Raw genomic sequence first — 26,274 nt, forward strand, 5'->3', positions numbered from 1 at the left:
CGGGTGAGACGGATGGGGAACCGGGCCGCCGTCAGGCGGCCCAGCTGTCGGGCAGGACGTGGCTGGCGAGTGCGGCCAGCAGGTCGGCGGCGCCGGCCGGGCCGCCATGGGCACGGGCGACCTGACGGGCGAAGCCGGGGGAGGCCGGCATGACCTCGGCACGGGTGTCCGCTCCGCGCTCTGCCGGACGGCCGCTGCCGTCCGCCGGGGTGCCGCCGCCATCCTGGGGAGCACCCTGGTTTTGCGGCTGGCCCTGCTGCTCGCCCTGGCCCTGGTTTTGCTGACCCTGGCCTTGCTGACCCTGTTGGCCCTGGTTCCCCGGCTGTCCGGCCGTCGGGCCGCGGCCCTGACCGGTGCCGAGGCCGGTCCCCCGGTCCTGGCCTTGCCCCTGAAGCTGGCCCTGGCCCTGGCCGTTGTTCTGGCCGCTGCCCTGGGTGCCGGTCTGGCCGGGAATGCCCTGGCCGGTGGTGCCGGTGCGGGTCGTGCCGCCCGTGCCGGTCGTGGTGCCGCCGGTGGCGGTTCCCGTGTTGCTTCCGGTCCCCGTGCCGGTCCCTCCGGGCGTGCCGCCGGTGCCGGCGAGGCCCGTGCCGCCCAGGCTGCCGCCGCCAATGCCGCTGCCCAGACCGCCACCAAGACCGCCACCGAGGCCACCGCCCAGCCCGCCGCCCAAACCGCCGCCGAGGCTGCTTCCCCCCAGTCCGCTGCTGGAACCGCCGGAGCCGGAGGAGCTGCCGCCGATGCTGTTGAGCGTCACCGACCGGCCGGCATCCGTGCTGGACGAGCTGCCGCTGACGCTGCCCAGCGTCACCGACCGGCCGGTGTCCGTGCTGGACGAGCTGCCGCTGACGCTGCCCAACGTCACCGACCGGCCGGCATCCGTGCTGGACGCGCTGCCGGGGATGCCGGCGCTGCCGCTGCTGCCACCGCCCGGCAGGCTCGGCCCGGATCCGCCGGCGCCGCCCAGCCCGCTGCCGCCCAGCACGCTGCCGGAGGACGAGCCGTTGGAGGACGGGCCGTTCGACGAGGAACCGAGCACGGAGCTGCTGGACTGCGACGGACCGTTGCCGCTGCTGGTGACCGGCGTGGTGGTCACCGGGGTGTTGGTCGTGTTGGTGGGGGATGTGGTCGTCGTCGTGACGCGGGCCACCGCGACCGTCACCGTGGTCGCGGCGGAGCTGTTGCCGACGAGGTCGCGGGCCTGGATGCTGATCGACCGGCTGGTCGCCGTGCCGGCGAAGCTCGGGTCGCTGGCGCTCGACCGCAACCCGATCGCCCGCACCGCCGCCTGATAGTCGGCGGCCGACGCCACGCCGGTCAGCACGATGCCGGCGCCGACGCGGGTCGCGGTGATGCCGGCCGGCAGGGCGCCGATCACCAGCTCGTCGCCGCTGCGGGCGTCGGTCAGGGTGACCGTCACCCGGTTCAGCGAGCTGGCGTCCGACAGCGACACCGCGGTTCCCAGCGTCGCCGTGCCACCGGCGGTCAGCGTCGGATTGGTGCCGCCGGACACCGTCGGGGCCTGGGTGTCGACCGTCAGGCTCAGCGTGCCCGAGCGGCCGATGTTGCCGGCGCGGTCGGTGGCGGTGGTGACCACGCTGTGGCTGCCGTCGGCCAGCGGGGTGGTGACGGCGAAGCTCCAGCGGCCGTCGCTGCCAGTCGTTGCCGTGCCGACGGCGACGCCATCGACGATGACCGTGACCGTGCTGTTCGGATCGGCGCTGCCGGTCAGGGTCGGACGGCCGGTGGCGATGACGTTGGCCGTGTTGTCGACGCCGGAGAGGGCCGGGGTCGACAGCACCGGCGCCGTGGCGTCGATGGTCAGCGTCAGCGCCGCAGAAGTGCCGCTGCTGTTGCCGGCGCGGTCGGTCGCCCGGCTGGTGACGGCATGGGTGCCGTCGGCCAGCGGGGTGGCCGGCGTGAAGCTCCAGCTGCCGTCGGAGCCGGCGATGGTGGTGCCGACCGCCACGCCGTCGACCAGGACGGTGACGGTGGCTCCGGCTTCCGCCGTGCCGCCCAGGGTCGGGCGGTTGAGGTTGGTCACCCCGTCGGTGGCGGAGGTGCCGGTGTCCTGCCCGGATGCCAGCACCGGGGCAGAGGGGGTGTCCGGCGCCACGGTGTCGACCAGGACGTTCTGCAGGCCCGGCACGCCGCTCAGCGCCGTGGGCAGCGGGAGGCGGGCCTTGTCGGTGATGCTGCCGCCGTTGAGGTTCAGCCCGGTGACGGCGATGCCGTCGCCGTCGCTGTCGCCCGCCTGCACCACATAGTCGAAGCGCAGGATCGTCCCGCTGCTGCCCGCGGGGGTGTAGACCGCCTGGCGGGTCTGGCCGCCGATGTCCAGCGTGATCGTCGGGGTGCCGTTGACGATCACCACCTCGCTGGCCTGGATGTAGAAGCTCAGTGTCTTGCCGAGGCCGTACACGCCGTCGTTGGGCACGACGACGCTGCGGATGGTCGGCGCCGTGGTGTCGATGGCGATGTCCTTGTTCAGCCCCAGCGACCGCACGTCGCCCGGCATCGTCAGGGTCAGGATGCCGGCGTTGCCGGCGATGTCCGTGATCGATCCCGTCAGGGCCGAGGTGCCGATGGCGTCCAGGTCGGCGGCGGTGTCGCCGGCCTGCACCGTGTAGGTGAAGGTCAGCGTGCTGGTGCCGGCCCCGCTGCTATAGGCGGCGGTGCGGCCGGTGTTCAGCGCCAGCGTCGGCGTGCCGCTGACGGCCATTGCCTCGCTGAAGGTCACCTGGATCGAGATGGTCTGGCCGGTGGTGTAGGTGCCGTTGTCGGTGCTGGAGGTGACGTTGATGACGGTGGGAGGGACGCTGTCGATGCGCACGCCCGCCATGCTGGCGATGCCGCTCAGCGTGCGGATGGCGCTGTTGCCGACCAGATCGGCGATGCTGCCGCCGCTGATCGAGCCGCCGATGCCGATGCCGTCGGCATCGACCAGATTGCTGCCGACGGTGTAGCGGAAGGTCAGTGCTGTGCCGCCCGAGCCCGACAGGTAGGTCGCCTGCACCACCGTGCCGTTGTCCAGCGTGATGCCGAAGCTGGGCGCTCCCGTGACGGTGACCGCTTCGGAGAAGGTGACGGTGACGTCGAGGGTCTCGCCGGCCCGGTAGATGCCGTTCACCGCCGAGACGGCGGTGACCGTCGGGGCCGTGGTGTCGATGGCGATGTCCTTGGTCCCGGCCAGCGACGACCCGCTGCCGGTCGCCGGCAGGGTCAGCGTCGCGCTGTTGCCGGCGATGTCGGCGATGGTGCCCGACAGCGCCGCGGTGGAGGCATAGTCGAGGTCCGTCGCGGTGTCGCCGGCCTGCACGACGTAGGTGAAGGTCAGCGTCGTGCCGCCCGACCCGCTGGCGTAGGTCGCGGTCCGGCCGGTGCCCAGCGCCAGGGTCGGCGTGCCGGTCACCGTCACCGCTTCGGAGAAGACGACCTGGATCGACACGGTGTCGCCGGCCTTGTAGGTGCCGTTGGCGGTCGAGGCGGTCACCGACGACACCGTTGGCGCCGTGGTGTCGACCGTCACCGACAGGGCGGACGAGGCGGTGGAGGTGTTGCCGGCGGTGTCGGTCGCCTTGACGCTGAGGCTGTGCGTGCCCTCCGCCAGGGTGGAGCTGGTGATGGTCCAGTTGCCCGAACCGTCGGCGGTCGTCGTGCCCAGCACGGTGGTGCCGTCGGTGTCGTACAGCGTCACCGTGGATCCCGCCTCCGCCGTGCCGGTGACGGTCGGGGTGGCGGTCCGGGTGATGTTGTCGCTGCTCGACGTGCCGGTGTCGCTGCCCGTCGCCAGGACCGGTGTGCCCGGCGCGGCCGGCGCCGCGGTGTCGATGGTGATCGGCAGACCGGTCGAGGCGGTCGAGGTGTTGCCGGCGGCGTCGGTCGCCTTGGCGGTGATGGTGTGGCTGCCCGGCGTCAGGGTGGAGACCGTGATCGACCAGTTGCCGCTGCCGTCCGCCGTGCCGGTGCCGATCAGCGTGGTGCCGTCGGTGTCGTACAGCCGGACCGTGCTGTTCGGCTCCGCCGTGCCGGTGAAGGTCGGGGTGGCGTTGCCGGTGATGTCGTCGGTGCTGGACGTGCCGGTGTCGGTGCCGGCGGTCATGTCGGCCGCGCTCGGCGCGCCGGGCGCCGTGGTGTCGATGATGATCGCCTTGTTGGCCCCCAGCGAGTTGGCCGCCCCCGGCGTCGCCAGCGTCAGGATCGCGGCGAGGCTGGTGGAGCTGTCGATGATGGTGCCGCCGCTCAGCGCCAGTGCCGCGGTGGAGGCGTAGTCGAGGTCGGCGGAGGTATCGCCGGCCTGCACGGTGTAGGTGAAGCTCAGCGTGGTGGTGCCCGACCCGCTGGCGTAGGTCGCGGTCCGGCTGTTGTTGCCCAACGCCAGCGTCGGCGTGCCGGTCACCGTCACCGCCCGGTTGAAGGTGACGGTGATCGTGATGGTGTCGCCGGCCTTGTAGCTGCCGTCGGCGGTGCTGGCGCTGACCGACGAGACGGTCGGGTTGACCAGCGAGGTCAGGACGAGGTCGTTGCCGGTGCCGCCGGCGTAGTCGACCGTGTAGAGGTCGTCGTTGCTGCTCAGCGTGGCGCCCTGCGCCAGCCCCGACAGGGTGCTGGACACCGCCCCGACGCCGGTCTGGTCGATCACCTTGTAGGTGGCGGCGTTGACGGCGGCGAAACCGTTGACCCGCAGGACGGTGACGGCGCTGGAGCCGCTGGACAGCGTGACGCCGCCGCTGACGATCACCTGGTCGTAGTCGGTGCCGGCGGTGGTGGTGCCGGCGATCTCGACCGCCAGGGTGCCGCTCAGCGACAGGTTGCCGTTGACGGTCAGGCTGCCGATGCCGTTGCCGGTCCCGGCGATGCCGGGCGCCAGGGTGGCGCCGGACGCGACCGTCAGCGTGTTGGACGAGCTGGCGGCGAAGATCGAGCCGGTGCCTCCCAGCGTCGCCCCCGACGCCACCGAGACGGCGCTGGTGCCGCCGAGCGCCCCGGTCACCAGCAGGGTCCCCACCGACACGGTGGTCGGTCCGGCGTAGGAGCTGGTGCCCGACAGGGTCAGCGTGCCGCTGCCCGTCTTGGTCAGGCCGTCGCTGCCGCCGATGGCGCCCGACAGCGTCAAACGGCTGGGCGCTTTCACCGTTCTGCCCGGGCGCTTTCCGCCGTTCCCGCTGGGTGCTTTCCGCCGAAATATGCAATTCCACCGCCAAAAAGTCCAAACATTGCAATCTCCTAAGCTTGATAACCCAGAATGTTTCTGGAATGTTGAGCTCCGCTCTTGGAACCCAAGCCGTCATGTCTGCTTGGATTTATGCCATTTCAAGGAGGTCCATAACATTTTGAAACATTCTATTATCTTGGTCGCTCCATTGGGTTAGACCCCAGCGAAGCGAGGCGATGAGACGCTTTTAGCGCCTCGATAGGGTTCCATTCGGCGTTCCGAGACGGCTCTCGGGGGCGGTGTAGACCCCACCGAGACGCTGACCGGGCTTACCTAGGCTTTCCGTTCCTCTGCTACTCGCCCCCCGTCAACGGCGAGATGATGACACTCACCCGTTTCGTTGCGGACCTCACGCGAGGCTCGCTCGTCGTGAGGACATCAGCCCTCCTCCCCTACACGCTGTTGCCGGTGCCTGCCTCCTGCCCCTCCTGCGGCCGCATTGCATGGGTGGAAGCCTAGCGGCGCTGCATCTTGGAGAGGAGGAGGATGGTCTTCTCGGCCGCGGAATCGCTGTTGTGCCGGCGCCGAGAGCCTGGTCCCAGGATGACGTGGAGTCGGTCGCGACCCGATACGGGATCGGAAGGAACTGGGAGACGGAGTGCGTCTGCGGAACGTCGCTGTTGACCGGTGGACCTGAAGGCGTGCTGGATGCCTGCGGCGACCTGCAGGTGCGCCATGGGCGATGGCAGGTCCCCGTCGGCCCCCTGCTGCGTCGGGGAGACCTCCCGCGCCTGCCGAATGCCATCGGTCTGGCCAAAGGGCGTCGCCTTTCGACGCCCGACGATTGGAAGAGCCGCATCATGGCCCTGTCGCCACCACCCGACGGGGATGCCGTTCGCAAGCGCAAGGCCGCGATCGACAGCGTCATCCGTGGTGCGGCTGCCACGGGATGGCCGGTGGACGCAAGCCGGTGCGACGACGGGATCGTCCTGGTGAACAGCCAGTCAGCCCGCAAGGCGATTGCCGTTCTGACGAGCCTGCCGGGGCCGGAGGCGGCCGGCCGGCAGGAGACAGAGATCAAGAGCGCGAGCGCCGCAATGAAGGAGGCCGGCGTCGAGACGGCCGTCTGGCTGTCCACGATACCGGACCCGCCTCTGCCACACGGCCAGAGGCGTCGTGCCATTCTGCTGGGGTGGCTGGAAGACGCCGCCTATGCTCTGCCGGCGCCTGACGATTCCGTTCCGCTCGATCACTTTGTCCAGGACATCCTGGAAGGCGGCTGGGAATTCATCGCCGATCAGACCTTCTCCCTGACCCTGGTGCTGGAACGGGTCTTCTGCAGCCACTGCGGCGCCGCTTCGGTCATCGCCCCTTGGTGTGCCGCGACCGCGGCCGACCGGCCGGCTCCCGCCTTCGCCCGGATCCTCGGCACGAGGCAAGATGGTGCGGGGCTCCTTCCGCTCGACATCGCGGACTCGCTTCGCCGCAGCGCCGAGCGACGTTTGCCACTGCCATGGTTCCAGGTTCGCAATGGCGTGGCGGTGCAGACCTGCAGCCGGTGCGGAAGCGTTCTCGTGCCGACGCTGTCGGCGGAAACGTTGCAACGGCACTGGGTGGGGCCCGGGATCGGTTCCGGCCAGGCCACCTTCAGGGTACATCGCTGGGTTCGCCGGGGAGAGGCAATCCTGGGCGGACCGTTGACGGTGCCTGGCCGGCCATCCCGCGAGCGCATGCCCCTTGAGCAGTGGTTCACGGTTGCTGCGCAGGAAGCCGGCTGATGCCTTTCGAACCCGGCAATCCCGTCAACTGATGCCCCCACAACCAGCGTTCACCGGAGAGTTCCCATGTCGAGAGAGCAAAAGGCCATCATAGCCTATCACGAGGCCGGTCACGCGGTGATGGCGATGGCAAACGGCTTCAGGGTGACCAGGGTCACCTGCGTCACGAACGCCGACAGCCAGGGACGCACGGAGTATGAGGTCCCCAATCCTCCGACGATGGAATCACACAGAGGCGGGGCTCTGGTCGCGGCCGCCGGCTTGGCTGCCGATCGTCTACACGCAGAAAAACTCGGCGTCGCTCACAAGGAAGACTCAGAAGGCTACTTTGGAGATCAGAATAATGCTTCAGTTCATCTTCATGAATTAGGACACGATGGACAGTTCACGGCCTATGTCGCTGTTGCCCACCATTTCCTTGGACTAGGACATGTTTGGAATTTCGTCGAACGTCTGGCCGAATTGCTCATAGAAATTGGAGAAATAAACGGTCGCGATTCTCTGTATAGCCTCTTCCAACAGGTTCCGAGAGTTAGTCCCATGGAATTCCAAGTCGTCGACTTGCTGATAGCAAAGCGAGCAGGCAGGATAGGTTGATCTGCCGAGCCCGTGCGACAGTCCTTAGTCCTTGAGTTCAGAAAGCCGGCTGATGCCAAGTTCGATCGATGAGATAAACATCGGTTAATGCTGACGCCAGACCTCCTGCCACGCGGAGAACTCCGATGGCCTGACCCGGTAGCGAGCGAAGTTTCCCTCATGAAGGCCAAGAATTTCTCGTTCAGAAACTTCTCGGAATTTTTCCGCATCTTCTTCATCGACGTTAGACATTGCCCAATTTGCAATGTATTCAACGGCAACTTTTCTGCCCATCTTGTTTCGTATTATTTCAGAAATAACGTGGCGTAAATTGTCTCTATGTTTCATTCGGAATGGATCTGGTTCTCCGAGCGATTGGCGCATTGCAGCGTAGCGTTGTGCTGATCGTTCATACGCCCAGATGAACACCTCTTTTAGCAACTTGACCTCATTGAACTCATAGACGGCAAGCATGGCGTCAGTGTAATCGGACTTTGGGACGTCCGTGAAGGCCAATGGGCAAAGATTGTCTTTGATAAACGGGATATTTGCTCCGATTCTCGATACTCTCTTGTTCACATCGTCAAAAGGCTGCAAATACGGCAACTGGACCATTGCAAACAAAGCCTGCTCGAAAGGATCAGCAATGGCTGATGCTGTCGCCATGATTTGATCGAAGCATTCCTCGATTAGTTGAGGGACCGCCAGCGGATGGTAAACGGACGAGTCGATCCCAACGGGTATCAGCCTCAGCCGTCCAGCGGCGGCTTCATCGGGAAGGAGGTTGTTTGCAAGCATTCCATGCAAATTCAGGAAAGTGTATCGGTTGAAGCCAATCAACTCCGCCTCATTCACAAGGAATTCAATTGCATCCTTGTGATTCAGGATCATCTGAGCCTCAAGACGATTCCTTCCTTCTGCTTCTGCGCCGAACTCAATCAGGCGTTTCGTGTCGAGCAGAGAATAAGTGTTGCCCTCAAGACGGCTGGAATTCCATGACAGATCGATCAGTAAGCGACTCATGATCTGCTTCGCGTAGGTTCCAGCCGGCTGATCGGCAAAGTCAGGACGACCGATCTTCCTCAAATGTTCTTGCTCTGTATGAGTCAAATAATCAGTGTCATTTGGGCGATACTGCTCAAGAAAGCCGCGATTGTAACCCACTGGCGTCCTGGCTGCGATTGGCGCGCGGAGACGCCTCCGGATGATGGACGCATCTGATGAGATCGGAATGCTGAATTCGCCGCCGCTCTCCCTTTGTATTTGATCGAGGCTTTTTGATGTCGATTCTATCGACTGGTTCCCATCTTTCGGCGGTAGCCTGTACTTTGTCCAACGCCGATCGCCTTCTTTAATAATACGCCCGTCTCCAGCAAGTTGCTTGAGGCGATGCTGGAGCGTACGTTTAGGCAATGCTTTGAAGCGGATGGCGGATGTTATCTCCTGCAACGTTGCGCCATCAGGATAGGCACGCAGAACATCTTCGATCTCTGCTTGCTCTTGCTCAGAAATCTTCTTTGGCATGGGCGCCTCTTTATGCGCAAATACGTTGTTGCGCTTAGCCTCTATGCGCAACAAAAAGCCATCTATACGCCAAAGTCCCTTTATGCGCAACAAAAGAGGCTTTTTGCGCCAAACCGGTCTCTATGCGCAATTCCGCCTGCGGTGGTTCTCGTGGGGAAGCCATGGCGGACAACCGATAACCAGGGCGGTGAAGGAGTACGCGGCCAAGGGGTTCATCGTCTGGCGAGCACGGACGGCCCTCGGCCGCCGACCCTACGGTCGCATCTGGATGTTCAAGCGGATCGGCGGCACGGTGGTGAAGGTGACCGTAAAACCGCAAGGCTACGTCAAGGAGGGCTGGGCTTGACGACCTGATCCGCACTGCCCGACGCGTTCGGCGCGCACGGCGGCCGCACACTGCCTCAAGTGGCACTTTCCGATCCGTTCTGGTTGCAGAAGATGGAGGCGCTCGGCTTCCGGCGCCCCGATCTGGCACAGCAGTTGCGCCTGGTGCTCGACCGCGGCCGACGCCTGCCGGTTCCCAGCCTGAAGCCGAACGAATTCATCAAGTACATCTTCTACAAGGATGGCCGGTTTTCGGAACTGTGCGTCTACCAGGAGGGTCTGGCGTTGCACACGGAGGACGCGATCGTCGCACGCCGGCCCTACATCAACCTGTTTGCCGCCACCGACGTGACCGGCGGCAAGATGCTGGCACGGAACGCCCGTCAGATCCTGTTCGGCGGCAAGCGCGTGACCGGCACGATGGCTGAGGGGCTTTTCGGCTGAACGCCCATCTCCGGCTGCCGTCTGGATCAATGATTGCGGTGCCCCCATATGCGGATGGAGACCGGATAGCATGCCTCCAGACCAAGCAGAGATGACCAACGATCATGCGAGAAGCACCTTGCCTGTGCGGGTCAGGCAAAAAGGCGAAGCGTTGCTGCCTGCGCGGCACGAACCATTGGCGCCTTCCCGGGTCAGAAGTTCGCGTCCGAAACACCGGACAGCAAGGGCACCGAGACGGTTGCTACCTGCATGACCTGGGATCCTGTCATACGGCGCTGAGCAGCGAGCACTACATCAGCCGCGGCGTTCTCGACGCTCTAGGCCCCAAGATCCAGGTCAGCGGGTTTCCTTGGCTCAAGGGCGAGACGAAGACGGTGGGCATCCAGAGCCTGACCACGAATGTGCTGTGCCGGGTTCATAACAGCGCTCTGTCGCCACTGGACCAAGCCGCCACCCGCTTTATCACAGCAATGAAGGCGATCGGTGTAGGTGGAAACCATCATGAGGTGGTCAGCGGTCACGACATTGAACGATGGCTGCTCAAGAGCCTGGTCGCCCTGACGGTGTCGAAGAACCTGATGCTGGAGGGTCAGCGCGTCGAAACGGCTGGCCTGCCGGGCGACCTGCCCCATCTCCTGGAAGATCCCCGGTCATGGGCACCCGGCGCCGGGTTGTGGTTGGTGCATCGGGAGGGCGACGTTTTTCCTACAACAGCCGACATCGAGTTGCGGCCGCTTTTCGATGCCGAGACCGGGGCCGTCAAGGGCGCCGACCTCCGCATCCTTGGTTTTTCTATCGTTTTGCTGATCGACGCGTACAGACGCAAGCCGGGCTCGCCGCTGGAGCACGCCGTCTACAGGCCAGCGGACTTTACAGTGCGTACCTCCAGCGGCACCCGGATGGTCGCCTTGGCGTGGATGGACGACCAGTTCCACCCCAGCATTCTGATCGAGACCGGAGTGCCTGCGCCGACGCCATGACTTTGCCCACAATGCTCATGGTCATCCAGTGCGGATCACAGGGTGCTCCTTGATCAAGTGACCGCGGAACAGCAGGAGCCATCGCCACCGGGAGCCGTCCATGGCTGCTGTCGTCTGCCAGATCTCCAGAGCCTCGACCGCCAGGTCGGTGTGGTCGCTGTCGTCAGCGACCCGTGGAGCGCGACGCGGTGCTCTCGGGCCAAGCCAAGGAGGACGTGGTGGGCGGAGAGGGGGCCCGCCGGTGTGCAGGCGGATGTCGATTTCGCGTTCCCCGTTGTCGTCCACGACCGAATCTCCTGGTTCCGGCCGCAGGATATGATGGAAAGGAACGAACAACAGTGGCGGGCCGCACATTTCTTCCTCTCCCCGCACCTTCAGCCGCCAGCGGAATGCGCCACCTGACCAACGGCCCACTCCAACACTTCCGTCGGCGGAATGCCCCTGCCACGACTGAAGTGCGGGAAGCACAAAACCGGCGTCGGGGTGCCTTGAACCGCGACCTCGTATTTCCGGGCGGCTCCACCCTGGAACACATGCGTCCGCGAGAACAGTCCGTCTTCGCGGGCCTGCGCCTCGAAGAAGGCGGCTGCGCTTGTGCGTTGCCCTGTTCCGAGTGCCACGATGGCAACCGGGCGGATGACGTCCAGAAGCCGAAGATGAGCCATCCAACACCGTCGGGCAAGGTCGATGTATCGAGCCTTGGAGCCGGCGATCTCGTTCCAGTATCGCTTGAAGCACAGGTTGCTGATCGGGATCTCGTACGCCTCGTCAAGGTCCACCAACCGACCGTCGAGCAGGCTGAGGACGCGACGGATCGCCTCCGGGACCTGATCCTGCAGATCGCTCTGCCTTCCCTTTCCCCACTGCTCGGCGCGGTATTTGTGTGGCGCTCCGGCCAGCAGCGCCTCGATGTCCTGTCCGACTGTTTGCGCCTCGAGGTTTGGAAAATCCGGGATGGGCCCGGGATCCAGGCCGAGGAAGTAGATCGGTGCCGAGCGGATCGATCCGAGGTGAGAGTTCACGAACTCGCCCTTGTAGGCGAGGATTTCTGGGCCGAGCCGATTACGGCAGTCTTCCACGGCACGGCGCGCGGCGAGGACGGTTCCGTCGTTGAGCGTAGGGCTCACAGCAGGCTCCGTGCGACATCCCATACCCAGGCCCCCGTGGCGTAGAGCATGACCCAGGCCAGGACCAGCCCCGCGTAGAAGAGGACCCCGATCCTGGTGTCGGCGCCCCGCTGCCACCAGGATGGAACCGGCACGCCGGAAACGAATCTCCGGAAGCCGGCGTTGTCGTCGGGACGGATCTGCATCGAATCCGCGCCGTGCGGCAGCACGGCGATCTTGCCGTCGCCATAGACGATGATCCTGGGCTGCCCCGAGATTGGGTGGTCCAGCCAGATCACGTCGGGCGTGTCCGTCGCGCCGAGGTCCGGCCGGTACCCGTGGCTGGCGAGCGCGTGGAGCCGCTCGATAGTGGGCGGCTCGCCAGCGCCCCGAGTCTCAGCCACCGCCATCTCTGCTGTCGTCGACATGCTCTACTCCGACCACCGCGACAGGCGCAGGCTAGGGCAGGTCCTCCTTATTCTCAATGTCAGAGCGTTGCGCCGACTTGACGCGCTTAAAGGTAGCGCGCTCTTGTGGAGAAACACGCGGACGGGCATGGTCGGCCGAAGTTTCGCCAACACGGAGAAGACTGGAGCGCCACCATGAGCGACAACAGCCTTTACAAGTACCTGCCTGCCATCCATGCCCGCTCTATGTTGGAGCGTGGCGAACTGCTGTTCAGCAACTTGACACGGTTCAAGCAGATGGAGCACGAGGCCCGCGGAGACGTCCTCGAAGGATGCCATGTCGATAATCCCGACAATGACGTAGTCCTGACCAATCTCACCACCGGTAGGTCATTTTCAGGACCGTTCTCATTTCGGAATTCGGTGCGCGACGAAAAGGTCTTCGTCTACTGCACAGCGCGTGCATACGACGAGGGGCTGTACCAGGCTTTCGGCGCTGATCGCTGCGTTGAAATCCTTGACATAGGCGCCTTCGCAAGGCGGATCCGGGCGGCTGTTCGACGGCTGAACTTCATCGATCCACTCGGACTCCTGCACGGACCAGTGACCTACTTCCGGCCGAACGCGCCCTGCGAGGTCGACGTATCGGTCGGAGCGAACATCCCTTTTCTGAAGCATTCTGACTTCGCCGACCAGAGCGAGTACCGCTTCGCTTTTGCACGGAAAGGTGCCCTGAAAACGCTACGCCGCATCATCGTCAATCGCGAATGGGACACGGAACCTGATCACCTGAAGGGTGTTGGTCGGACACTGCTCCTGACCATTGGACCCTTGAATGACATTTGCCGATTACATCATGAACGGGTGCCGGAAATGTTAAAGTAGCGACTTTCAGGATCATCATCGGGGCAAGTTGGCGATCATAGTGACGAGCGCTGAGCGCCACTTAATCACGCTGGCGCCGCTCAGATGCGGCGCTCTTACATGCAAAGCGGTATTTTACATGTAACCCTCTTTGGTTGTTCTTCCCTCTGTTGGGTTGGAATGAACGATCTAACCACGACATTCCCTCACAGGGTTCCGAACCCAGGTTAACGGGTCACACCGAAGAAGCGAGCCGTGCCAGTCCCACTGCGAACCAGCATTCCTCAGGGTTGTTGATTCGCTTGATCACGGCCGGGACGTTCACAATCCGCTCGCAAAAATTAACCTGATTTCGGAGCCCTGCATCCCCTTTGCGATGTATTGCAACCACCGCGGTTTACATACAAAATGACAGAATACATGTAAATCGCGGTAATACCGCATGAAGCCGAGACCGTTTGGGCTGCAGTTGCAGACCATGTTCGCCGAACTGGAGCAGCGGTCCCTTGACGCCGATTTCGACGAGGCGTTCCCGCTGAACGATTCCTTCGCAAAATGGGTCAAGGGCGAGCGGGAATACTGGTACTACAACGGCCACAACCCGGACGCTGAAAGCGGAGGAAAGCGCTACCAAAAGTACGCCGGCCCGGTCGATAACCCTGACATCAATGCGCGCGTTGAGCGGTGCCGGCGGCGAGGCGCCATTCGCGCGAAACCGTCCTGATATTCCCCCTGGATCGGCATGGGCAGATCCGCGAACCGGCGCTTTTCTTCCGGCAGGCGTGACGAACGATGAACCGCATCATCCCCCTTATGGAGGCCATCAGGGACTTCCAGAACGCGTCGGCCGAGGACCGTCGCACCCTGGCCGAACGGGTCCGGGGTCTGGCCCACGGGCCGGTCAACATCCGGTAGCCGACCGACGTCCGAAGCGGCATCGAAGACGCCCTGGACTGGCTGGAGCGGAATCGGATCCGAACGCCGACCGTCCGCTGACCTAACCGGTCGCCGGCGGGCGCCGTCCATCGCGGCGGCGCCTCCGGTGCCGGTCAGCGGGAGAGCGCGTACAGGGCAGCGACGAAGACGGTGCCGCTGATCCCGCCGCCCAGCATCAGTCCGCCGGCGACGTGCAGGGCGGTGTCACCCCAAAAAGACCCTTTCCCGGTCGGGCGGGGACATGGCCTCGATCGGGAACTCCCGCGTCGCCCGACGGTGCCGCAACCTGCCCAGCAGATGGTGGCCGACGACGACGGCCAAGCAGCAAGCCAGTAGAGGCAGGCATCCAGATCACCGTAGCGACGGAGGGAATGTTCACGATGCTGGGGCAGGGCTAAGGATTTGCTCCAACCGTCCGGATTCCTCCCATCCGGCGGTTGCGCTACAACACCGCTGGCGGGCATGACAGCGGAGGGCAGGATGCCGAAGAGGGTGCGGTGGACATACACGGCGGCACGGACAACAGCCCACGGCTGCACGCTCACTGTCACTGCCACAGCGGCCTCATCCGACTCCTTTGCATGGGTCGTCACCGTTGTCGGCGATGGCGCCAGCGAGCACATCGCCAACGGCGTGGCGTCGACGATGGCGATGGCGATGGAGCAGGCAGAGGCTGCGGCTCGGCGCCGTGCCGAGGAAATCGAAGAAGCCTCCTGGCAGTACACGCTGTTCTGACGCCGGCGGTCGTTGACGGGCCGCCGGCGCCGGCCCACCATCATCCTGGCCAACCTGGAGGGGCAGATGCGGGCCTACCGCGACACTTCAGACGACGAGATCCGGCGTGTCGACGAGCGCAAGCAGCACGGGCGCGATGAAGACGACCGCGCCCTTGCGGAAGGCCGCGTCACGCCGGCCGAACTGCAGCGCGCCAACAGCATGTTCACCGGCTTCGACATGTCGCGTGCCCGGCTCCGGATCGTGCCGTCGCGCAAGGCCCGCTGACCTTCCGGCACAACGCGCGAATGCCCCATCGGCACATCGCGCGAACGCCAGAACTGCAGAAGAATTCTTCGACAGATAAATTCGGAAATCTGGTCTCTCCGGTGTCGAAAAACGCTGGCGCGGCAACGACTTGGCGCGATGGCCTCGCCTATTTCTCATTGTTTTTTTTTGGGCAAAGATCCTTCGCCCAGGCGCGCCCAGGCGGCGATCAGGGAGGGGGCTAGACGGAGGTGCATGCCGGCGACGACGGCGAGCCGGGCGGCCGTCGGGTCGAGCCGAACCAGCGCCTCCAGCAACCGCTCTACAGCCGTCTCACGGTGGCCGAGGTGGACATAGAGGAGGAGTGGATCGCCGTCAGCGACGACGCGGCGGACGCGGCTGATCGCAAGGGCGTCGGCGGTGCCGGCCAGCACCGCTTGGAAGGCGGCGCGCAGGTCGTCGGGCGTTACCACGTCGACGCTGCGGGTGCTGGCGGCAGCGGCCAGCAGTTCCAGCGGTGGGCGTCGTGGTGGAAGGCCGGTCACGGAGTGACCGGCTTGGTGCGAGCCGCCTCGGCAATGGCTTCCGCGACACGGCCGCGGGCGACGAGTTCCGCCGGCGTCAGCCCGCTGTCGAGGACCGCGCCGCGATACCAGGCGACGGCCTGGAGGCCACTCAACCCGGCGTCGATGGCTGCGCGGATCACCGCGGCGCGGGCGTCCTCCGGCGCGTCCACCCCGCGGAAAGCGGCCGCGTCGGCTTGGCGAAGCGCATCGTCCCTCTCGCCGGCACGGGCGATCGCTGCAGAGTCGCCAACTTCTGCGGCGACATCGTGGGAAATTTCATTCAGGACACGGCCGACATCATGCGCTTCTTCCTGGCGCCGATCCGGGCCGAGCATCTGGCAGATGTCTGCCCATGCTTTCCGACCTTCCAGCGGCAAAGCCTCCCACAGCAGGTCGGCGAGTTCACGATCGCGTGGCTTCATCACCGCTCCTCCCGCCTGCGGAACTTCGCTTTGCGAGTCTTGGCCCAGTGCCCCTCAGGGTCGAGCCGGGCTTCGGCCCAGAAAGCGCGCCAGGTCACATACCGCGGACATGCAGCCGACAGCGCCTCATCCAACGCGCCAAGCCGGAGTAGCGCGGCGTCGGCCATCGACACGATCAGTGGGTTGGGATGCATCCTACTCTCGGCATCCTGCGCCAGCAGCAGGCGAACGGCGTCGTCTTCTCGGCCCGGTCCGAGTGTGTCGGCGATGAGGGCCAGGGCGATGGCGGTGCTCCGGGACCGACCATGGAGACAATGTACCGCCAGCATCCCCTCTGGATGCTGGTCCCGAACCCGCCGACCGAAATCAATGGCTGTGACCACGTCGTTCATCGTTGGACCGGTGTACAGCCCGTAGGTTGGGATCCCGGTGTCTTCAAATGTCAGGCGGAGGACACCATCGACATCACCGAGGACAGCCTGATGACATGCAAGGTCAAGGTCCCGCACCGTTTCGTCAGGCGCTGTCCCGCGAATTGAAATGATTGCGTCGGCGCCCTCGGCTGCGCCGTCCAAAACGGCCCGCTGCGACATGACGACGACCTTCATCGACATGCTCCTGGATGAAAAAGAACGATACATGAACTACGGCTTTTCCCCATTGGGGAAATCTGTGTCGGCGGTGACGTCGACGCCGCGGCGCCAGTCGCGATGCCGGCCTACAATGTCGGAGGTTTCAGGAAGTTCTGGCACGCTCTATTTCCTGTCCTTCAGCGATCCGTTCAGCGGCGGCGCGCAGCAGAGCGGCCAGATCTGGCCACGGCGACGTCTCCGGCAGCGCAACTTCGGGATCGAGCGTGAGGATCCGGTGCATCGTCGACTGCCACTCCTGTTCGATGTCGGGCGGGGTAGCGTAGAGCAGCGACGACGGCGAGCCTTCGAGCGCATCGAGGATGCCCTCGGCCGCGATCCGAAGGTCGACATTGAGGCTGTATGTGCGCCGCGGCCACGCCAGACAGAACAGCACGTCCTGGAGCCGGTCGCGCATCCAGCCGGGCCCATCGCCGGCGCTTTCGCTTTCCAGTGCCTCCGCGATCAGATCAAGATCGTCCAGGCTGAGATCGGCAATGCGACCGGATCGGATGGCGTGCTCCAGCCCCTTGAACTTTAGGAAGGAGTCCGGCCCGTACCGGTCATCGAGGCCCGGACCGTCACGGTACGCTTCGGGCAGCAGATTGATCGTGGGCAGCGCCTGCAGCCACACGCGTGGCAGGCCCAGGCCCAGGCCGGTGTTGACAGCGCGGCGGCGCACCTCTTCAGGGGTCGGCAAGGTGTCAGCGACGTACCGGAGGCGGTCTACGAGGCCGAGATGCTCATCATGCCCCGTCATTGATCACTCCGCCCCAGCGCCTCGCTGAATCCCCATGATGCAAGCGCCTGCTTAGCAAGGCCGACGAGCCTTGGATGGATCTCCGCGCCAGAGGCGGCGGGCCTGCCGAGCGAATACACCCTACGCCTCGTCCGGATCGCTGAAAAATCGCGAGCGATCGCCAGGACATCGCTCGTGATCCAAGGCTCGGCGAAATCGCCATACGCAAAACCAAGGCACCGGAGCGACACCACTGGTTTGCCGGCTTCATCTCGGCCGCGGATTGCGATCAGGCGCCAGAGATTGAGATCGCTGATCGGCGGTTCTTCGATCACGTCCACCATGATGCGAGCAATCTCGGCTTCGGACGCGATGCCGACGCTGATGTGATGATGCCGCGGGATCAGACTGCTCAGATCCTTCATCACCATCTCCTTCCAGCAACGTCGGCGCCGGTTGCGTAGCCATCGGCGATCGCATCGATGATGTCGGGCTCCGTCACCAGCCCGTTCGGCGGCGCCAGCCGGCCAGCCCTGGCGTCGGCCATCGCTGCCTCGATGCGTCGGAGCGCCTCGGCGCCATAACCGCCGGCAGCCGCCAGGGTCCGGATGGCGTCGATGGCGCCGGTAGCCACGTCGTCGATCCGCCGGCGGCGATCATTCAGGCGCCGTGGATCGTCGGACGCCAAGTCGAGCCGGGTGGCGGCGTACTCGCTGCCCAGCGTCGCGAGATCGATGTCCTTCGCGACGGCGGCCAGCAGGTGCAAGGGATTCCGATGGCCGGACGCGCCTTTGGCGACCTCACCGGCCAGGACATGGGCCGGCTTGGCCGCATTGAGGACGGCGATCCGGTACGCGTGCGCCGGCAGACCGTCGGCGCCGGTGGTGGACGAGATCGAGCCGGTGACCAACGGATGCTCACCGAGTCGGCGGTCGTCCCCGAAGGGTACCAGTGTCATCTGGATCCGTATCACGGCCGCACTTCCCCGATGGCGGCTGCCGCGATGGCGTCGGCCAACCAAATCGCCCTCGGATCGGGCGCTCCGCGCTCCCGCACCGCCTTCGCGACCGCCGGCCAGACGGCACGGGGATCAGCGTCCCGATCGATGTCTTCCGCCCACAGCACCGGCTCGTGGTAACGCCAGGCGTGGTCGATCAGCGCCGCCAGTCCTTTCGGCAGCGGCTCCTGCTCTGGTGGGATTGGCTCCTCCCAGAAGCGGGCGTTCGGCCCGCCGGCGAAGTGCAGCATGCGGCGCCGGATCTGGGCCAGATCGACGGTCTGGCGGTGTTCATCCGCCCAACGGGCGACGGCGGCCTGTGCGTGGTCGAGCAGGGCGTCGCGGCCGTTGATGCCCTGTGCCCGCGCGGCGCCGACGGCGGTCAGCAGGAGCGCCCGCAGGGTGGCCTTGTCCGGCGTGCCGCTGTCCAGATGCATGACGTCCTCCTGCGTTGCCTCTCCGCCATCAAACCCTGGATATGATAACGCATGTCGCAGCCGACGGGCAGGCGCGGTGGAGGAGAGCGTGAGCAACCCCGATGAGCAGGTCATGGCCGTCGTACGGCAGACGGCCCATGTCTGGCGCGACAATTGCGGGTCCAGGAAGCGCCTCAGCCCTTCCGGACGGCGACGAAGGCGGGCGTCATCCCGGCCACGACAACCTTGCGTCGCGTCGGTCGGTCAAGCCCGATGACCTGTCCGGTGGGCACCTGGGTGCTGCGGCCTTCGTTGTAGTCTCGCTCGGCCGGGGTCTGGCGCGGTTTGTAGCCGAACCGCATCATCGTCTCCACGGCGATGCGGTGAGGATCCTTGGTCAGCATGCGCTCGCCCGAGAACCAGCGCGAGGGCTGGAGTTTTGCCCAAGCCCCCAGGCTAACCTTCGTCACTTCCTCCCCCCGTTCCAGGTCGCGCAGGGCGCGGCGGACCGCGGAGGGAGTGCCGCAGTCGGCGAAGTCGGTCAGCACGTACACGCTCCGCCGCCCTTTGCGGAGGACTCGACGCACCCGGTCGATCACGTGGTCATTTGGTTTGCTGTCCTGACTGACCGACATGCTGTGCCCCATAGACATGATTATGGTGCGTAGGTATGGCGGAGGTCAAGCCACTCACCGGAGCGAGCGGGCAGGCCGTCGAGCGGTGAGCGTTGCCCATCGCGCATGACGGACGCCGATACGCCCTTGGGGAGCCGGCCGTCGTCCTGGTGCCGGAGGCCGAGGCCGCGGCGCGGGCAATGCTCAAGGGCCTCTGCTGCTACGAGGTCGGAGAGATCGACGCCATCATCGTCCGGCTGCGGGAGACGATTGCGGGCAGAACCTAAGCGTCGTCCCTGTCGTCCTCATCGGGCAGCGGTGCGTCAGGTCCACACGAGCGTCGCCGATCAGTCCGGGACTTCGCGGTTGCGCGGCCAAGTGGTACTGTGGCGTCGCACTGCCCCGAGAGATGGATATGCGGTGACGGCGGGGATAGTTGTTGTGCGAGAATTGGAATGAACGATGCCAGACATTCATGACCTCACAGTTGCGAACGTCGAGTGGGTCCTAAACTGGTTCAGAAAAGTCGGACGAGAACAGTTCCTGGCCGAGTACCGGGCGGCTGGCGCAGATCGGGCGTCCAGCCATTTCGTCCTCTGGGAAGGGCGTCTCTACGACCTCAAGGCCGTGGTGTATGCTGCGTACTTCCGGCGCTTCAAAACGCCGCTGCGCGGAAGCCCGCATTCAACGGTGATGCGGGACGCTTTGTCTTCCCTCGCGGACGGATCGATTCGGACCTACCATGTGCCCCAGTTGTCACGCGTTACGATCCCGGAGGCGGACAACGGCTTCCGGACAGTCCATCCAGAGGAGGTGGTCAATCGCGACCATTTTCATGTCGTCAAAGATTTCGGTGACGGGACGGCGGACTCTGATGACCAGGATACGTTTCTGCAGCGGCTGGACGACATCGTCGCGGATCTCGGAAGACCGAACGTCCCCTGGATCTTCCGCGACGCGAATGGCGGGATTCGGAAGATCGACAAGGGGCGAGCCCGTTTCGCGCTCAACGGTTCGCGCGTGTGGATTCCCGTCGATCTCCAAGCGGCCGACTACCTGACAGGCATCGAAGTGGGTGACGCCGACGGAGAGAAAACGGTTGAGCCCAGGGAGGTTTCCGCGGATGCTCTGGGAACCTCGGAACGGGTGAAGGCGACGGGAACGCGACGACCAGCGCAAGAGCGCTTTCGCAATACGATGCTCAATCATTACCAGCACACCTGTGCGGTCACCGGAGCAATGACCAGGGCAACCCTCGAAGCAGCGCACATTCAAGTGCTCGACGGCCATGATGACAACGCTCCCGACAATGGTGTCCTGTTACGCTCGGACGTCCACCGTCTGCTCGACAGGCACCTGATTACGCTGTCATCCGACGGACAAACCATCGAGGTGAGCCCATTTCTAACTGATCCGCACTACGCCTTCTTGGCCGGAGCGCCGGTCTCAAGACCGTTCATCGGTCGTCCCCCGTCTCTGGAAAAGATTGCTGAGCGTCGCCGCGAGTACCGCGCGGCCGAGACGGAGCGTCGCATCGCCGCGATGAAGGCTCGGTTCTGAGCCGACACCGGCTGTTCCCTATGGTGAACGGGCGGCGCTGAGGCGAGCAGATGCCGGGGCACTGCGTGATCGAAGGGCCTCTGCTGCTACGACGACATGCAGTTCAACGGCCTGATCAAGTCGCCACGGTTTGAACCTAAGCGTCGTCTTCTTCCGGCAGCGGCGCGTCGAGACCCACGCGCGCGTCGCCGACCAGCCCCTGCATACGGGCGAACAGCGGACCGGCGGGCTGGACATTGCCGGCGGCGATGTCGCGATCCGGCAGGCCGAGGAAAGCCGTGACCACCGGGGCCTCGTCCAGCAAGTAGGGCCGCGTGTCACCGCGCCGGGCTCGGGCGTCTTCGATGCGCCGGGCCACCTTATAGATGCGGCGCCGGAGGTCGAGGTCGTTGGTCAGATCGGGGGTCGGCAGGCCCTTGGCCGCGGCACGGGCTTTGAGCCGGTGCATGATGGCACGGCCTCGCTCACTGACGTCACGGGCGTTGCCCCGCGGGGACTCTTCGCCCCCGATGATCGGTGTCGAGATCGTCATGATGGCGGCTCCTGGTGCCGTAGTCACGCCGGCATCATCGTACAGGCCATGGTGTTGTTCGTCATCGGCATCGCCATCAGCACGACGACGTGTGAACGCTTCCTTAGACCGGATCTTCGCGACTGCGCGCCCAGGTGGTACGTTGGCGCCGCACTGTCGTAGGAGTCTGGGATGCGGTGGCGGCGGGGATTCTGGCGACTGTGGGTGATCATATCGGCGGCCTGGGTGCTGCTGGCCGGCAGCATGGACCTGACGGACACGTTGGCACGGCCGCCGTTTGCCGGCTCCTACATATACGTGCGACATGAGGATGCCTACCGGCCGTACTACAGCCCAGAGCCGGACGTCGAGACGATCCGGCGCTTGAACAACGCGCCAGCCACCGGCAACTCGGTGCCGGCCAGCATCGCCATTCCGGATGGACCACCGATTTTCCTGCTCGACCCGCGCTCGACCGACGACGTGCGACAGATCGCCGCGAAGTTCGAAGCGGCGAAGTGGAGCCGGATCGCCTCTGCTCTGTGGCCGGTGACCCTGTTCGCGTTCATCCCCCCAGCAGTGCTGCTCGTCGTCGGCATGGCCATCGCCTGGGTGCTGCGCGGCTTCAAGCCGGCATGACCTATCATCGTCGTCGGTGCCGATCAGCACGATCATCACCGGCCGAGGAAGTCGCGAATGAGGTCCCACCGATCTCGGTAGTTCTCCAGCCCTGACAGCCGGCTTCGCACGATCTTCCCCCAGGTGTTGCTGGGGTCGCGGACCTGCAGGATGTACTCGATCGGGAAGACGTAGAAGTCGGGGCGCCGGACCCCGGTGTCGCCCTTTCTGGGGCCGGTCCGGAACCCTCGGTTCAGGGCAGCGAGGACGACGAAGTCAGTGTCGAAGTTCTTGATGATGGTGCCGTCGAACCCGGTGTCGAACCGGCTTTTGACCTGTACCCGGGCCGAGGTGTTGCGCTCCGGGTTGGTGGCGACGAGATCGTAGCCGGGGAAGTTGGTGTAGGTCTTGTAGGCGGGAATGCGTTCCAGGAGCAGATGCCCAAGGACCAGGAACTCCGCCCCGGCAGCCTCCAGCGAGGTGTCGCGGCGCTTCTTCGGCGGCGGCTCCACGATCTCGGTCATCGCGTCCATCAGATCTGCCCAGGACGCTGTTCACGACCCCGATCGCTGAGACCGGGGAGAGCGGCATCAATCCGCTCCAGGGCCTCGACGAGGTGGGAGAGCAGGTGCCCACCCACCAGCACCCAGCGCAAGTCTTCCTTCGGATCCGGCCCAGCATCTGAGAACGTCACGACACTGCCCCTGTCGCTAGGCTGCGCGAAGTAGAGAAAAGCGCCGAACGAGTTCGGGTGTGTGTACTCGCACAGATGATCATATTCCTTCCGGAATTCCGGTCGGGCCTTTGCCATCCGATCGACCTGTGTGAGGATAGACGTCGCCTGGACGTCCTTCGTCCCAGCCACCTCGATCAGATGCTCCAGGCGCGTGCTGAATGAGCGAGCACTCACGAAGTCATGAATCTTCTGAAGATCACCTTCTTCAAGGAGAGCCTGGAGTTTGGCTTCGAAGTGCAGGAAACCCGCCACCGTCTCGTAGATGCCACGAACATCCATCAACGCCGTCAGGCCGGCACCGGCGTAGACGTTGCGGTGAGCACTCTCGACCAGTTGCAGACACCGCCGGATCTGGGCTTGGTTGAAGGCGCGGATCATGTTTGAAAGGCGGAAGCCGCTGCCCGGCTCGGGCACGATGATGAGATCGACACGGCGATCGCGCAGTTGTTGGATGGTGGCGTTCACCTCGGCCACCCCAGCAGGAGAAGCCGCATCAGCAGGGACGACCGCCGGGTCGAAAAGCGGGTTGGGCATCGCACGGGACCTCATCGTTCGTGAAGATCAGTCTATAGAGGCGGTCCCTGGCGAATCAAATTTCCCGGAAACGAATTCTGGTGAAAATGGCCGGCATAACGTGAGGTCCAACATGCGGCGTCGGGAAGCGGCACCACACATCCAGGAGCCGCCGGTCGCCGAGCCGTCGGCCGAACGGGCACCGATCCCCAGGGATGTCCTGGAGATCATCAGCAACGTCTACGGCGATTTGCTCAAAGCCGGTCGCTGGACAGCCGCTGCCCGGCTTTTGCGCGGATTTCCAGAGTTGTTTGGCGCCGTCTATGTGTACCAACGCCTTCGTGAGGTCATGGCTTCGCAGAGCAACAGTCCCCGACCCACGAGGAAGGCTGCTTTGCAGCAGGCCGAGGTGGTGCTGCGCGAGGCGAAACGATCAGATGCATCGGTCTGGCGTGCCAGACGGGCGCTCGGCATCACACGCGGGCGGTCGTCATCCACTCCGCTGGCCACGAGCACGACACCGGCCGCCAACCGACAGATGCCTCGTCAACCTCGTGAGCAGCCGGCCGCCGGCACGCTCCAGCGCGACGTTCCAGTTCCGCCGGCATTGCCCGAACCGCACCTTCGCGAGGAGTGGATCCCGCCGGAGGAGGACGCCCGTCGGCTCGTCGAACAGGTGACCGCGGTGCGGCCACAGCAGGCGCGGTTCGGAGCGGCGCTGATCGCTGCCTATGGCGGCGCCTGCACCGTCACCGGCACCACCGTCGCCGTCACCCTGGAGGCGGCGCACATCGTCCCGCACCGGGGCGCCGCCACCGACATCGTGCAGAACGGCCTGCTGCTGCGCACCGACCTGCACGCCCTGTTCGACGCCGACTTGCTCGGCGTCGATCCTGACGATCTCGGCGTCCGCGTCCACCGCGACCTGCTTGGTACCGAATACGCCATGCTGGAAATGCGGCCGCTCCGCCTGCCTCGGGATGTGGCCGCGCACCCGTCGAAGCCTGCCCTGCGTTGGCGTTACATCCGTTTTCTGGAGCGCTGCCGACGCGCAGAGATGGCGGCTCTCGGATTGCCAGCGGACTGATTGAGGTGTCTTGGTCCTCACCCAATCCGGAGGTCAGACACCAAACCGTGACGGCTCGATCGCCTTGATGAACCGCAGGAAAGCCGACACCGAATCGTAGATGAACCGCGCTTCCGCCTGATCGAGAAGATCGTTGTCGTGGGCGAAGGAGCGGTTGTTCCGGATGTGATTGAATTTGTCGAATATGCCAATCGCGTTCCTGATGATTTGAGTCGTCATCTCTTTCAGGTCCCGCTCCGCCTGGAGGACCTTGACGTACTTCCCGACGTGACTGTGGAGAGGATCCGATCTGTTGTAGGGGATCCCGCGCTGCTCCAGCAGGTCCGAATGCTTCAGGGCGACCATGGCTGCTCCTCTGGCGGGCGGGGCCGCCATCATCGCGGATGACCGGCCCGCGATCAACGTCGAGCACGTCTTTGACGTGCTGATCGCCAGTTCATAGGCATTACAGCGAGAGGTAATCGCTGCTGCTCTCGTCCGTGTCGATGTGCAGGTAGACGTCCGTGGTGGCGATGTTGCTGTGGCCCAGGCTTTCCTTGACCAGGTGGACCGGGGCTTTCTGCTTCAGGGCGTGGCTGGCGTGTGAATGGCGCAGCCAGTGCATTGAGGTCCCCGGCTTTAGCCCGGCGCGCGCCGCGGCGGCCTTGATGACCGCATGGGCGCTGCTCGGGTCCAGGTGGCCGCCCTTCCTGCTTCGGAACACCGGCGCCTCGTCGCCAACATCATGGCCGCGCAACCGGTTTTCCTCCTGCAGCGCCATGAGCACCACCCAGGTCGACTTCGGCAGGCGGACCCAGCGGCTCTTGCCGCCCTTGCCGAACAGGTGGACGGTGCCGGCACCGCCGTCGCGTTCCCGGAGATCCTTGTATTTCAACCCGACCAGTTCGGAAATGCGTCCTGCACACGCATAGGCAAGATTGACCAGGGCGGCGTCCCTTTGCTGCGTCTCGACCAGGTGACGGGCCTCCTCGGTCTCCAAGGCGCCGCCGCGCTCGTTCTGGAAGACTGGATCGTAGGCGCCGGTGTTGCGGGTCTCGGCCTTGAGTGCCATGAGGAGGTTCCAGGTCGCCTCGTCGATCGGCGCGCCGACCGGCCGCTGGCCACGGCCTTTCACGAAGGCCAGCCCGCCGCCGTCTGTGGCGGTGAGGCTGCCCCAGGTCAGCGCGGTCAGGTGCGACAGGCGGATGCCCGGCACGCGGCACAGGGCGCGGATGGCGCGGTTGCGCGCCTCCGGGCCGCCGTCGAGCAGCCGGTGGACCTGGGCCACGGAGAGGATTCGCTTGTCGACCGTCGCGGCGGTGCCCGGCCCCTTGACCACGCTGCCGACGTTGAAGGGCAGGTAGCCGATGCGGTGCCCGAACGACAGCAGGCTTTTCACCGCGTTGACGACGGTCTTCCGGGTGTTGGCGCCGAGCACCTCGCCGGGCTTGGCCGGCCGTTTCGGGTGCTCCGGCGGCCGGGTTTCGAGGTGCGCTACGAACGCCTGGAGATCGCCGACACGGACGCGGGCGAGGCTGTGAACCGGCGCCTCCCGGCTGGGATCGGCCAGAAACTCGCGGAAGAAGCGGGCCGCCCGCGCGTAGCCGGGGCGGCTCTTCTTGCCCTTGGAGTTGATCCAGAGGTCAACGAGGTGGTCGTCGTTGTCGGCCTGACCGGCGAGCGTCGTCGAAATGCCGGTAGCGACCGGCACGGCGACGGTGAGCGCGGTGCCGGCCGACGTGGTGCCGGGCGTTTCGGTGACGATCTCGGCCTCGATGACCTCGCCGGTGTCCTGATCGGTGGCGGTCATGATCC

General features: G+C 65.1%; 31 protein-coding genes. 14 read left to right on the forward strand and 17 right to left on the reverse strand.

Annotated features, from left to right (window positions below):
• Positions 1-31: 31 nt before the first annotated feature.
• Positions 32-5,131, reverse strand: a complete 5,100-nt coding sequence (locus tag CRT60_RS00835; protein WP_244592199.1) for a beta strand repeat-containing protein — start codon at positions 5,129-5,131, stop codon at positions 32-34.
• A gap of 701 nt (positions 5,132-5,832) precedes the next feature.
• Between CRT60_RS00835 and CRT60_RS00840 the strand changes: the two genes are divergently transcribed.
• Both CRT60_RS00840 and CRT60_RS00845 read left to right on the forward strand, forming a co-directional pair.
• A complete protein-coding gene (locus tag CRT60_RS00840) occupies positions 5,833-6,930 on the forward strand; it encodes a hypothetical protein (RefSeq protein WP_143272954.1) in 1,098 nt (365 codons plus the stop codon).
• A gap of 66 nt (positions 6,931-6,996) precedes the next feature.
• Positions 6,997-7,527 carry a hypothetical protein gene (locus CRT60_RS00845; protein ID WP_098734564.1) on the forward strand — a complete coding sequence of 177 codons (531 nt, stop codon included), beginning with the start codon at positions 6,997-6,999 and terminating at the stop codon, positions 7,525-7,527.
• A gap of 84 nt (positions 7,528-7,611) precedes the next feature.
• Here the strand turns inward: CRT60_RS00845 and CRT60_RS00850 are convergent, their stop codons facing one another.
• The gene (locus CRT60_RS00850) at positions 7,612-9,030 is read right to left on the reverse strand and encodes a Fic family protein (protein WP_098734565.1); all 1,419 of its coding nucleotides are present in this window, start codon (positions 9,028-9,030) and stop codon (positions 7,612-7,614) included.
• A gap of 82 nt (positions 9,031-9,112) precedes the next feature.
• Between CRT60_RS00850 and CRT60_RS35375 the strand changes: the two genes are divergently transcribed.
• From CRT60_RS35375 to CRT60_RS00860, 3 genes are all read left to right on the forward strand, one after another.
• Positions 9,113-9,376 carry a hypothetical protein gene (locus CRT60_RS35375; protein ID WP_143272956.1) on the forward strand — a complete coding sequence of 88 codons (264 nt, stop codon included), beginning with the start codon at positions 9,113-9,115 and terminating at the stop codon, positions 9,374-9,376.
• Positions 9,377-9,468: 92 nt separating this feature from the next.
• Positions 9,469-9,798 (forward strand): hypothetical protein, encoded by a 330-nt coding sequence (locus CRT60_RS00855; RefSeq protein ID WP_143272958.1) that lies wholly within the window; start codon positions 9,469-9,471, stop codon positions 9,796-9,798.
• A 104-nt stretch (positions 9,799-9,902) separates the two neighbouring features.
• Positions 9,903-10,778, forward strand: a complete 876-nt coding sequence (locus CRT60_RS00860) for a YecA family protein (RefSeq protein ID WP_098734567.1) — start codon at positions 9,903-9,905, stop codon at positions 10,776-10,778.
• A 374-nt stretch (positions 10,779-11,152) separates the two neighbouring features.
• Here the strand turns inward: CRT60_RS00860 and CRT60_RS00865 are convergent, their stop codons facing one another.
• Positions 11,153-11,905 carry a hypothetical protein gene (locus tag CRT60_RS00865; protein WP_098734568.1) on the reverse strand — a complete coding sequence of 251 codons (753 nt, stop codon included), beginning with the start codon at positions 11,903-11,905 and terminating at the stop codon, positions 11,153-11,155.
• Entirely contained in the window at positions 11,902-12,312 is a 411-nt protein-coding gene (locus CRT60_RS00870) for a hypothetical protein (RefSeq protein ID WP_098734569.1), read from the reverse strand. Before CRT60_RS00870 ends, CRT60_RS00865 begins: the two co-directional genes overlap by 4 nt.
• 174 nt (positions 12,313-12,486) lie before the next feature.
• Between CRT60_RS00870 and CRT60_RS00875 the strand changes: the two genes are divergently transcribed.
• From CRT60_RS00875 to CRT60_RS00890, 5 genes are all read left to right on the forward strand, one after another.
• Positions 12,487-13,176, forward strand: coding sequence for a hypothetical protein (locus CRT60_RS00875; RefSeq protein ID WP_098734570.1), 690 nt, complete (start codon positions 12,487-12,489; stop codon positions 13,174-13,176).
• 457 nt (positions 13,177-13,633) lie between these two features.
• On the forward strand, positions 13,634-13,879 hold the full coding sequence (locus CRT60_RS00880) for a nucleotidyltransferase family protein (protein WP_143272959.1): 246 nt from the start codon (positions 13,634-13,636) through the stop codon (positions 13,877-13,879).
• Between the two features lie 68 nt (positions 13,880-13,947).
• Complete coding sequence (locus tag CRT60_RS37430; RefSeq protein WP_280177183.1) at positions 13,948-14,070, forward strand: hypothetical protein; 123 nt, start codon at positions 13,948-13,950, stop codon at positions 14,068-14,070.
• A 501-nt stretch (positions 14,071-14,571) separates the two neighbouring features.
• Entirely contained in the window at positions 14,572-14,826 is a 255-nt protein-coding gene (locus CRT60_RS00885; RefSeq protein WP_098734572.1) for a hypothetical protein, read from the forward strand.
• 66 nt (positions 14,827-14,892) lie between these two features.
• On the forward strand, positions 14,893-15,093 hold the full coding sequence (locus CRT60_RS00890) for a hypothetical protein (RefSeq protein ID WP_143272961.1): 201 nt from the start codon (positions 14,893-14,895) through the stop codon (positions 15,091-15,093).
• A 155-nt stretch (positions 15,094-15,248) separates the two neighbouring features.
• Here CRT60_RS00890 and CRT60_RS00895 read toward each other — a convergent pair whose 3' ends face one another.
• The 8 genes from CRT60_RS00895 to CRT60_RS00930 all read right to left on the reverse strand — a co-directional run bounded on the left by CRT60_RS00895 (position 15,249) and on the right by CRT60_RS00930 (position 19,476).
• Positions 15,249-15,617 (reverse strand): hypothetical protein, encoded by a 369-nt coding sequence (locus tag CRT60_RS00895; protein ID WP_143272963.1) that lies wholly within the window; start codon positions 15,615-15,617, stop codon positions 15,249-15,251.
• On the reverse strand, positions 15,614-16,060 hold the full coding sequence (locus CRT60_RS00900; protein WP_098734575.1) for a hypothetical protein: 447 nt from the start codon (positions 16,058-16,060) through the stop codon (positions 15,614-15,616). The genes CRT60_RS00895 and CRT60_RS00900 overlap by 4 nt, the downstream gene beginning before the upstream one ends.
• Positions 16,060-16,668 (reverse strand): hypothetical protein, encoded by a 609-nt coding sequence (locus CRT60_RS00905; RefSeq protein WP_143272964.1) that lies wholly within the window; start codon positions 16,666-16,668, stop codon positions 16,060-16,062. The genes CRT60_RS00900 and CRT60_RS00905 overlap by 1 nt, the downstream gene beginning before the upstream one ends.
• Before the next feature lie 127 nt (positions 16,669-16,795).
• Entirely contained in the window at positions 16,796-17,449 is a 654-nt protein-coding gene (locus CRT60_RS00910) for a hypothetical protein (RefSeq protein WP_098734577.1), read from the reverse strand.
• Positions 17,446-17,853 carry a hypothetical protein gene (locus CRT60_RS00915; RefSeq protein WP_098734578.1) on the reverse strand — a complete coding sequence of 136 codons (408 nt, stop codon included), beginning with the start codon at positions 17,851-17,853 and terminating at the stop codon, positions 17,446-17,448. Before CRT60_RS00915 ends, CRT60_RS00910 begins: the two co-directional genes overlap by 4 nt.
• Complete coding sequence (locus CRT60_RS00920) at positions 17,853-18,386, reverse strand: hypothetical protein (protein WP_143272966.1); 534 nt, start codon at positions 18,384-18,386, stop codon at positions 17,853-17,855. The genes CRT60_RS00915 and CRT60_RS00920 overlap by 1 nt, the downstream gene beginning before the upstream one ends.
• A gap of 11 nt (positions 18,387-18,397) precedes the next feature.
• Positions 18,398-18,862: a hypothetical protein gene (locus tag CRT60_RS00925; protein WP_098734580.1), complete on the reverse strand. Its 465-nt coding sequence runs from the start codon at positions 18,860-18,862 to the stop codon at positions 18,398-18,400.
• Positions 18,863-19,035: 173 nt separating this feature from the next.
• A complete protein-coding gene (locus CRT60_RS00930; RefSeq protein ID WP_143272968.1) occupies positions 19,036-19,476 on the reverse strand; it encodes a hypothetical protein in 441 nt (146 codons plus the stop codon).
• Positions 19,477-19,568: 92 nt separating this feature from the next.
• Here CRT60_RS00930 and CRT60_RS36050 point away from each other — a divergent pair, with 92 nt between their 5' ends.
• Both CRT60_RS36050 and CRT60_RS00935 read left to right on the forward strand, forming a co-directional pair.
• On the forward strand, positions 19,569-19,742 hold the full coding sequence (locus tag CRT60_RS36050; RefSeq protein WP_161957935.1) for a hypothetical protein: 174 nt from the start codon (positions 19,569-19,571) through the stop codon (positions 19,740-19,742).
• Positions 19,743-19,917: 175 nt separating this feature from the next.
• Complete coding sequence (locus CRT60_RS00935; RefSeq protein WP_098734582.1) at positions 19,918-21,015, forward strand: HNH endonuclease; 1,098 nt, start codon at positions 19,918-19,920, stop codon at positions 21,013-21,015.
• A gap of 136 nt (positions 21,016-21,151) precedes the next feature.
• Here the strand turns inward: CRT60_RS00935 and CRT60_RS00940 are convergent, their stop codons facing one another.
• Positions 21,152-21,547, reverse strand: a complete 396-nt coding sequence (locus CRT60_RS00940; RefSeq protein WP_098734583.1) for an AbrB/MazE/SpoVT family DNA-binding domain-containing protein — start codon at positions 21,545-21,547, stop codon at positions 21,152-21,154.
• A gap of 171 nt (positions 21,548-21,718) precedes the next feature.
• Between CRT60_RS00940 and CRT60_RS00945 the strand changes: the two genes are divergently transcribed.
• Positions 21,719-22,165, forward strand: coding sequence for a hypothetical protein (locus CRT60_RS00945; RefSeq protein ID WP_143272970.1), 447 nt, complete (start codon positions 21,719-21,721; stop codon positions 22,163-22,165).
• Positions 22,166-22,200: 35 nt separating this feature from the next.
• Here the strand turns inward: CRT60_RS00945 and CRT60_RS00950 are convergent, their stop codons facing one another.
• Both CRT60_RS00950 and CRT60_RS00955 read right to left on the reverse strand, forming a co-directional pair.
• Entirely contained in the window at positions 22,201-22,677 is a 477-nt protein-coding gene (locus CRT60_RS00950; RefSeq protein ID WP_204561539.1) for a hypothetical protein, read from the reverse strand.
• On the reverse strand, positions 22,677-23,414 hold the full coding sequence (locus tag CRT60_RS00955; RefSeq protein ID WP_161957936.1) for a hypothetical protein: 738 nt from the start codon (positions 23,412-23,414) through the stop codon (positions 22,677-22,679). The genes CRT60_RS00950 and CRT60_RS00955 overlap by 1 nt, the downstream gene beginning before the upstream one ends.
• Here CRT60_RS00955 and CRT60_RS00960 point away from each other — a divergent pair.
• Positions 23,407-24,480, forward strand: a complete 1,074-nt coding sequence (locus CRT60_RS00960; RefSeq protein WP_161957937.1) for an HNH endonuclease — start codon at positions 23,407-23,409, stop codon at positions 24,478-24,480. The two genes, CRT60_RS00955 and CRT60_RS00960, sit on opposite strands and share 8 nt — an antisense overlap.
• Positions 24,481-24,513: 33 nt before the next feature.
• Here the strand turns inward: CRT60_RS00960 and CRT60_RS00965 are convergent, their stop codons facing one another.
• Positions 24,514-24,825, reverse strand: coding sequence for an abortive infection family protein (locus tag CRT60_RS00965; RefSeq protein ID WP_161957938.1), 312 nt, complete (start codon positions 24,823-24,825; stop codon positions 24,514-24,516).
• Positions 24,826-24,925: 100 nt separating this feature from the next.
• Entirely contained in the window at positions 24,926-26,269 is a 1,344-nt protein-coding gene (locus CRT60_RS00970; RefSeq protein ID WP_098734588.1) for a tyrosine-type recombinase/integrase, read from the reverse strand.
• Positions 26,270-26,274: the final 5 nt, after the last annotated feature.

This window comes from Azospirillum palustre, from assembly GCF_002573965.1.
Taxonomy (GTDB): Bacteria; Pseudomonadota; Alphaproteobacteria; order Azospirillales; family Azospirillaceae; genus Azospirillum; species Azospirillum palustre.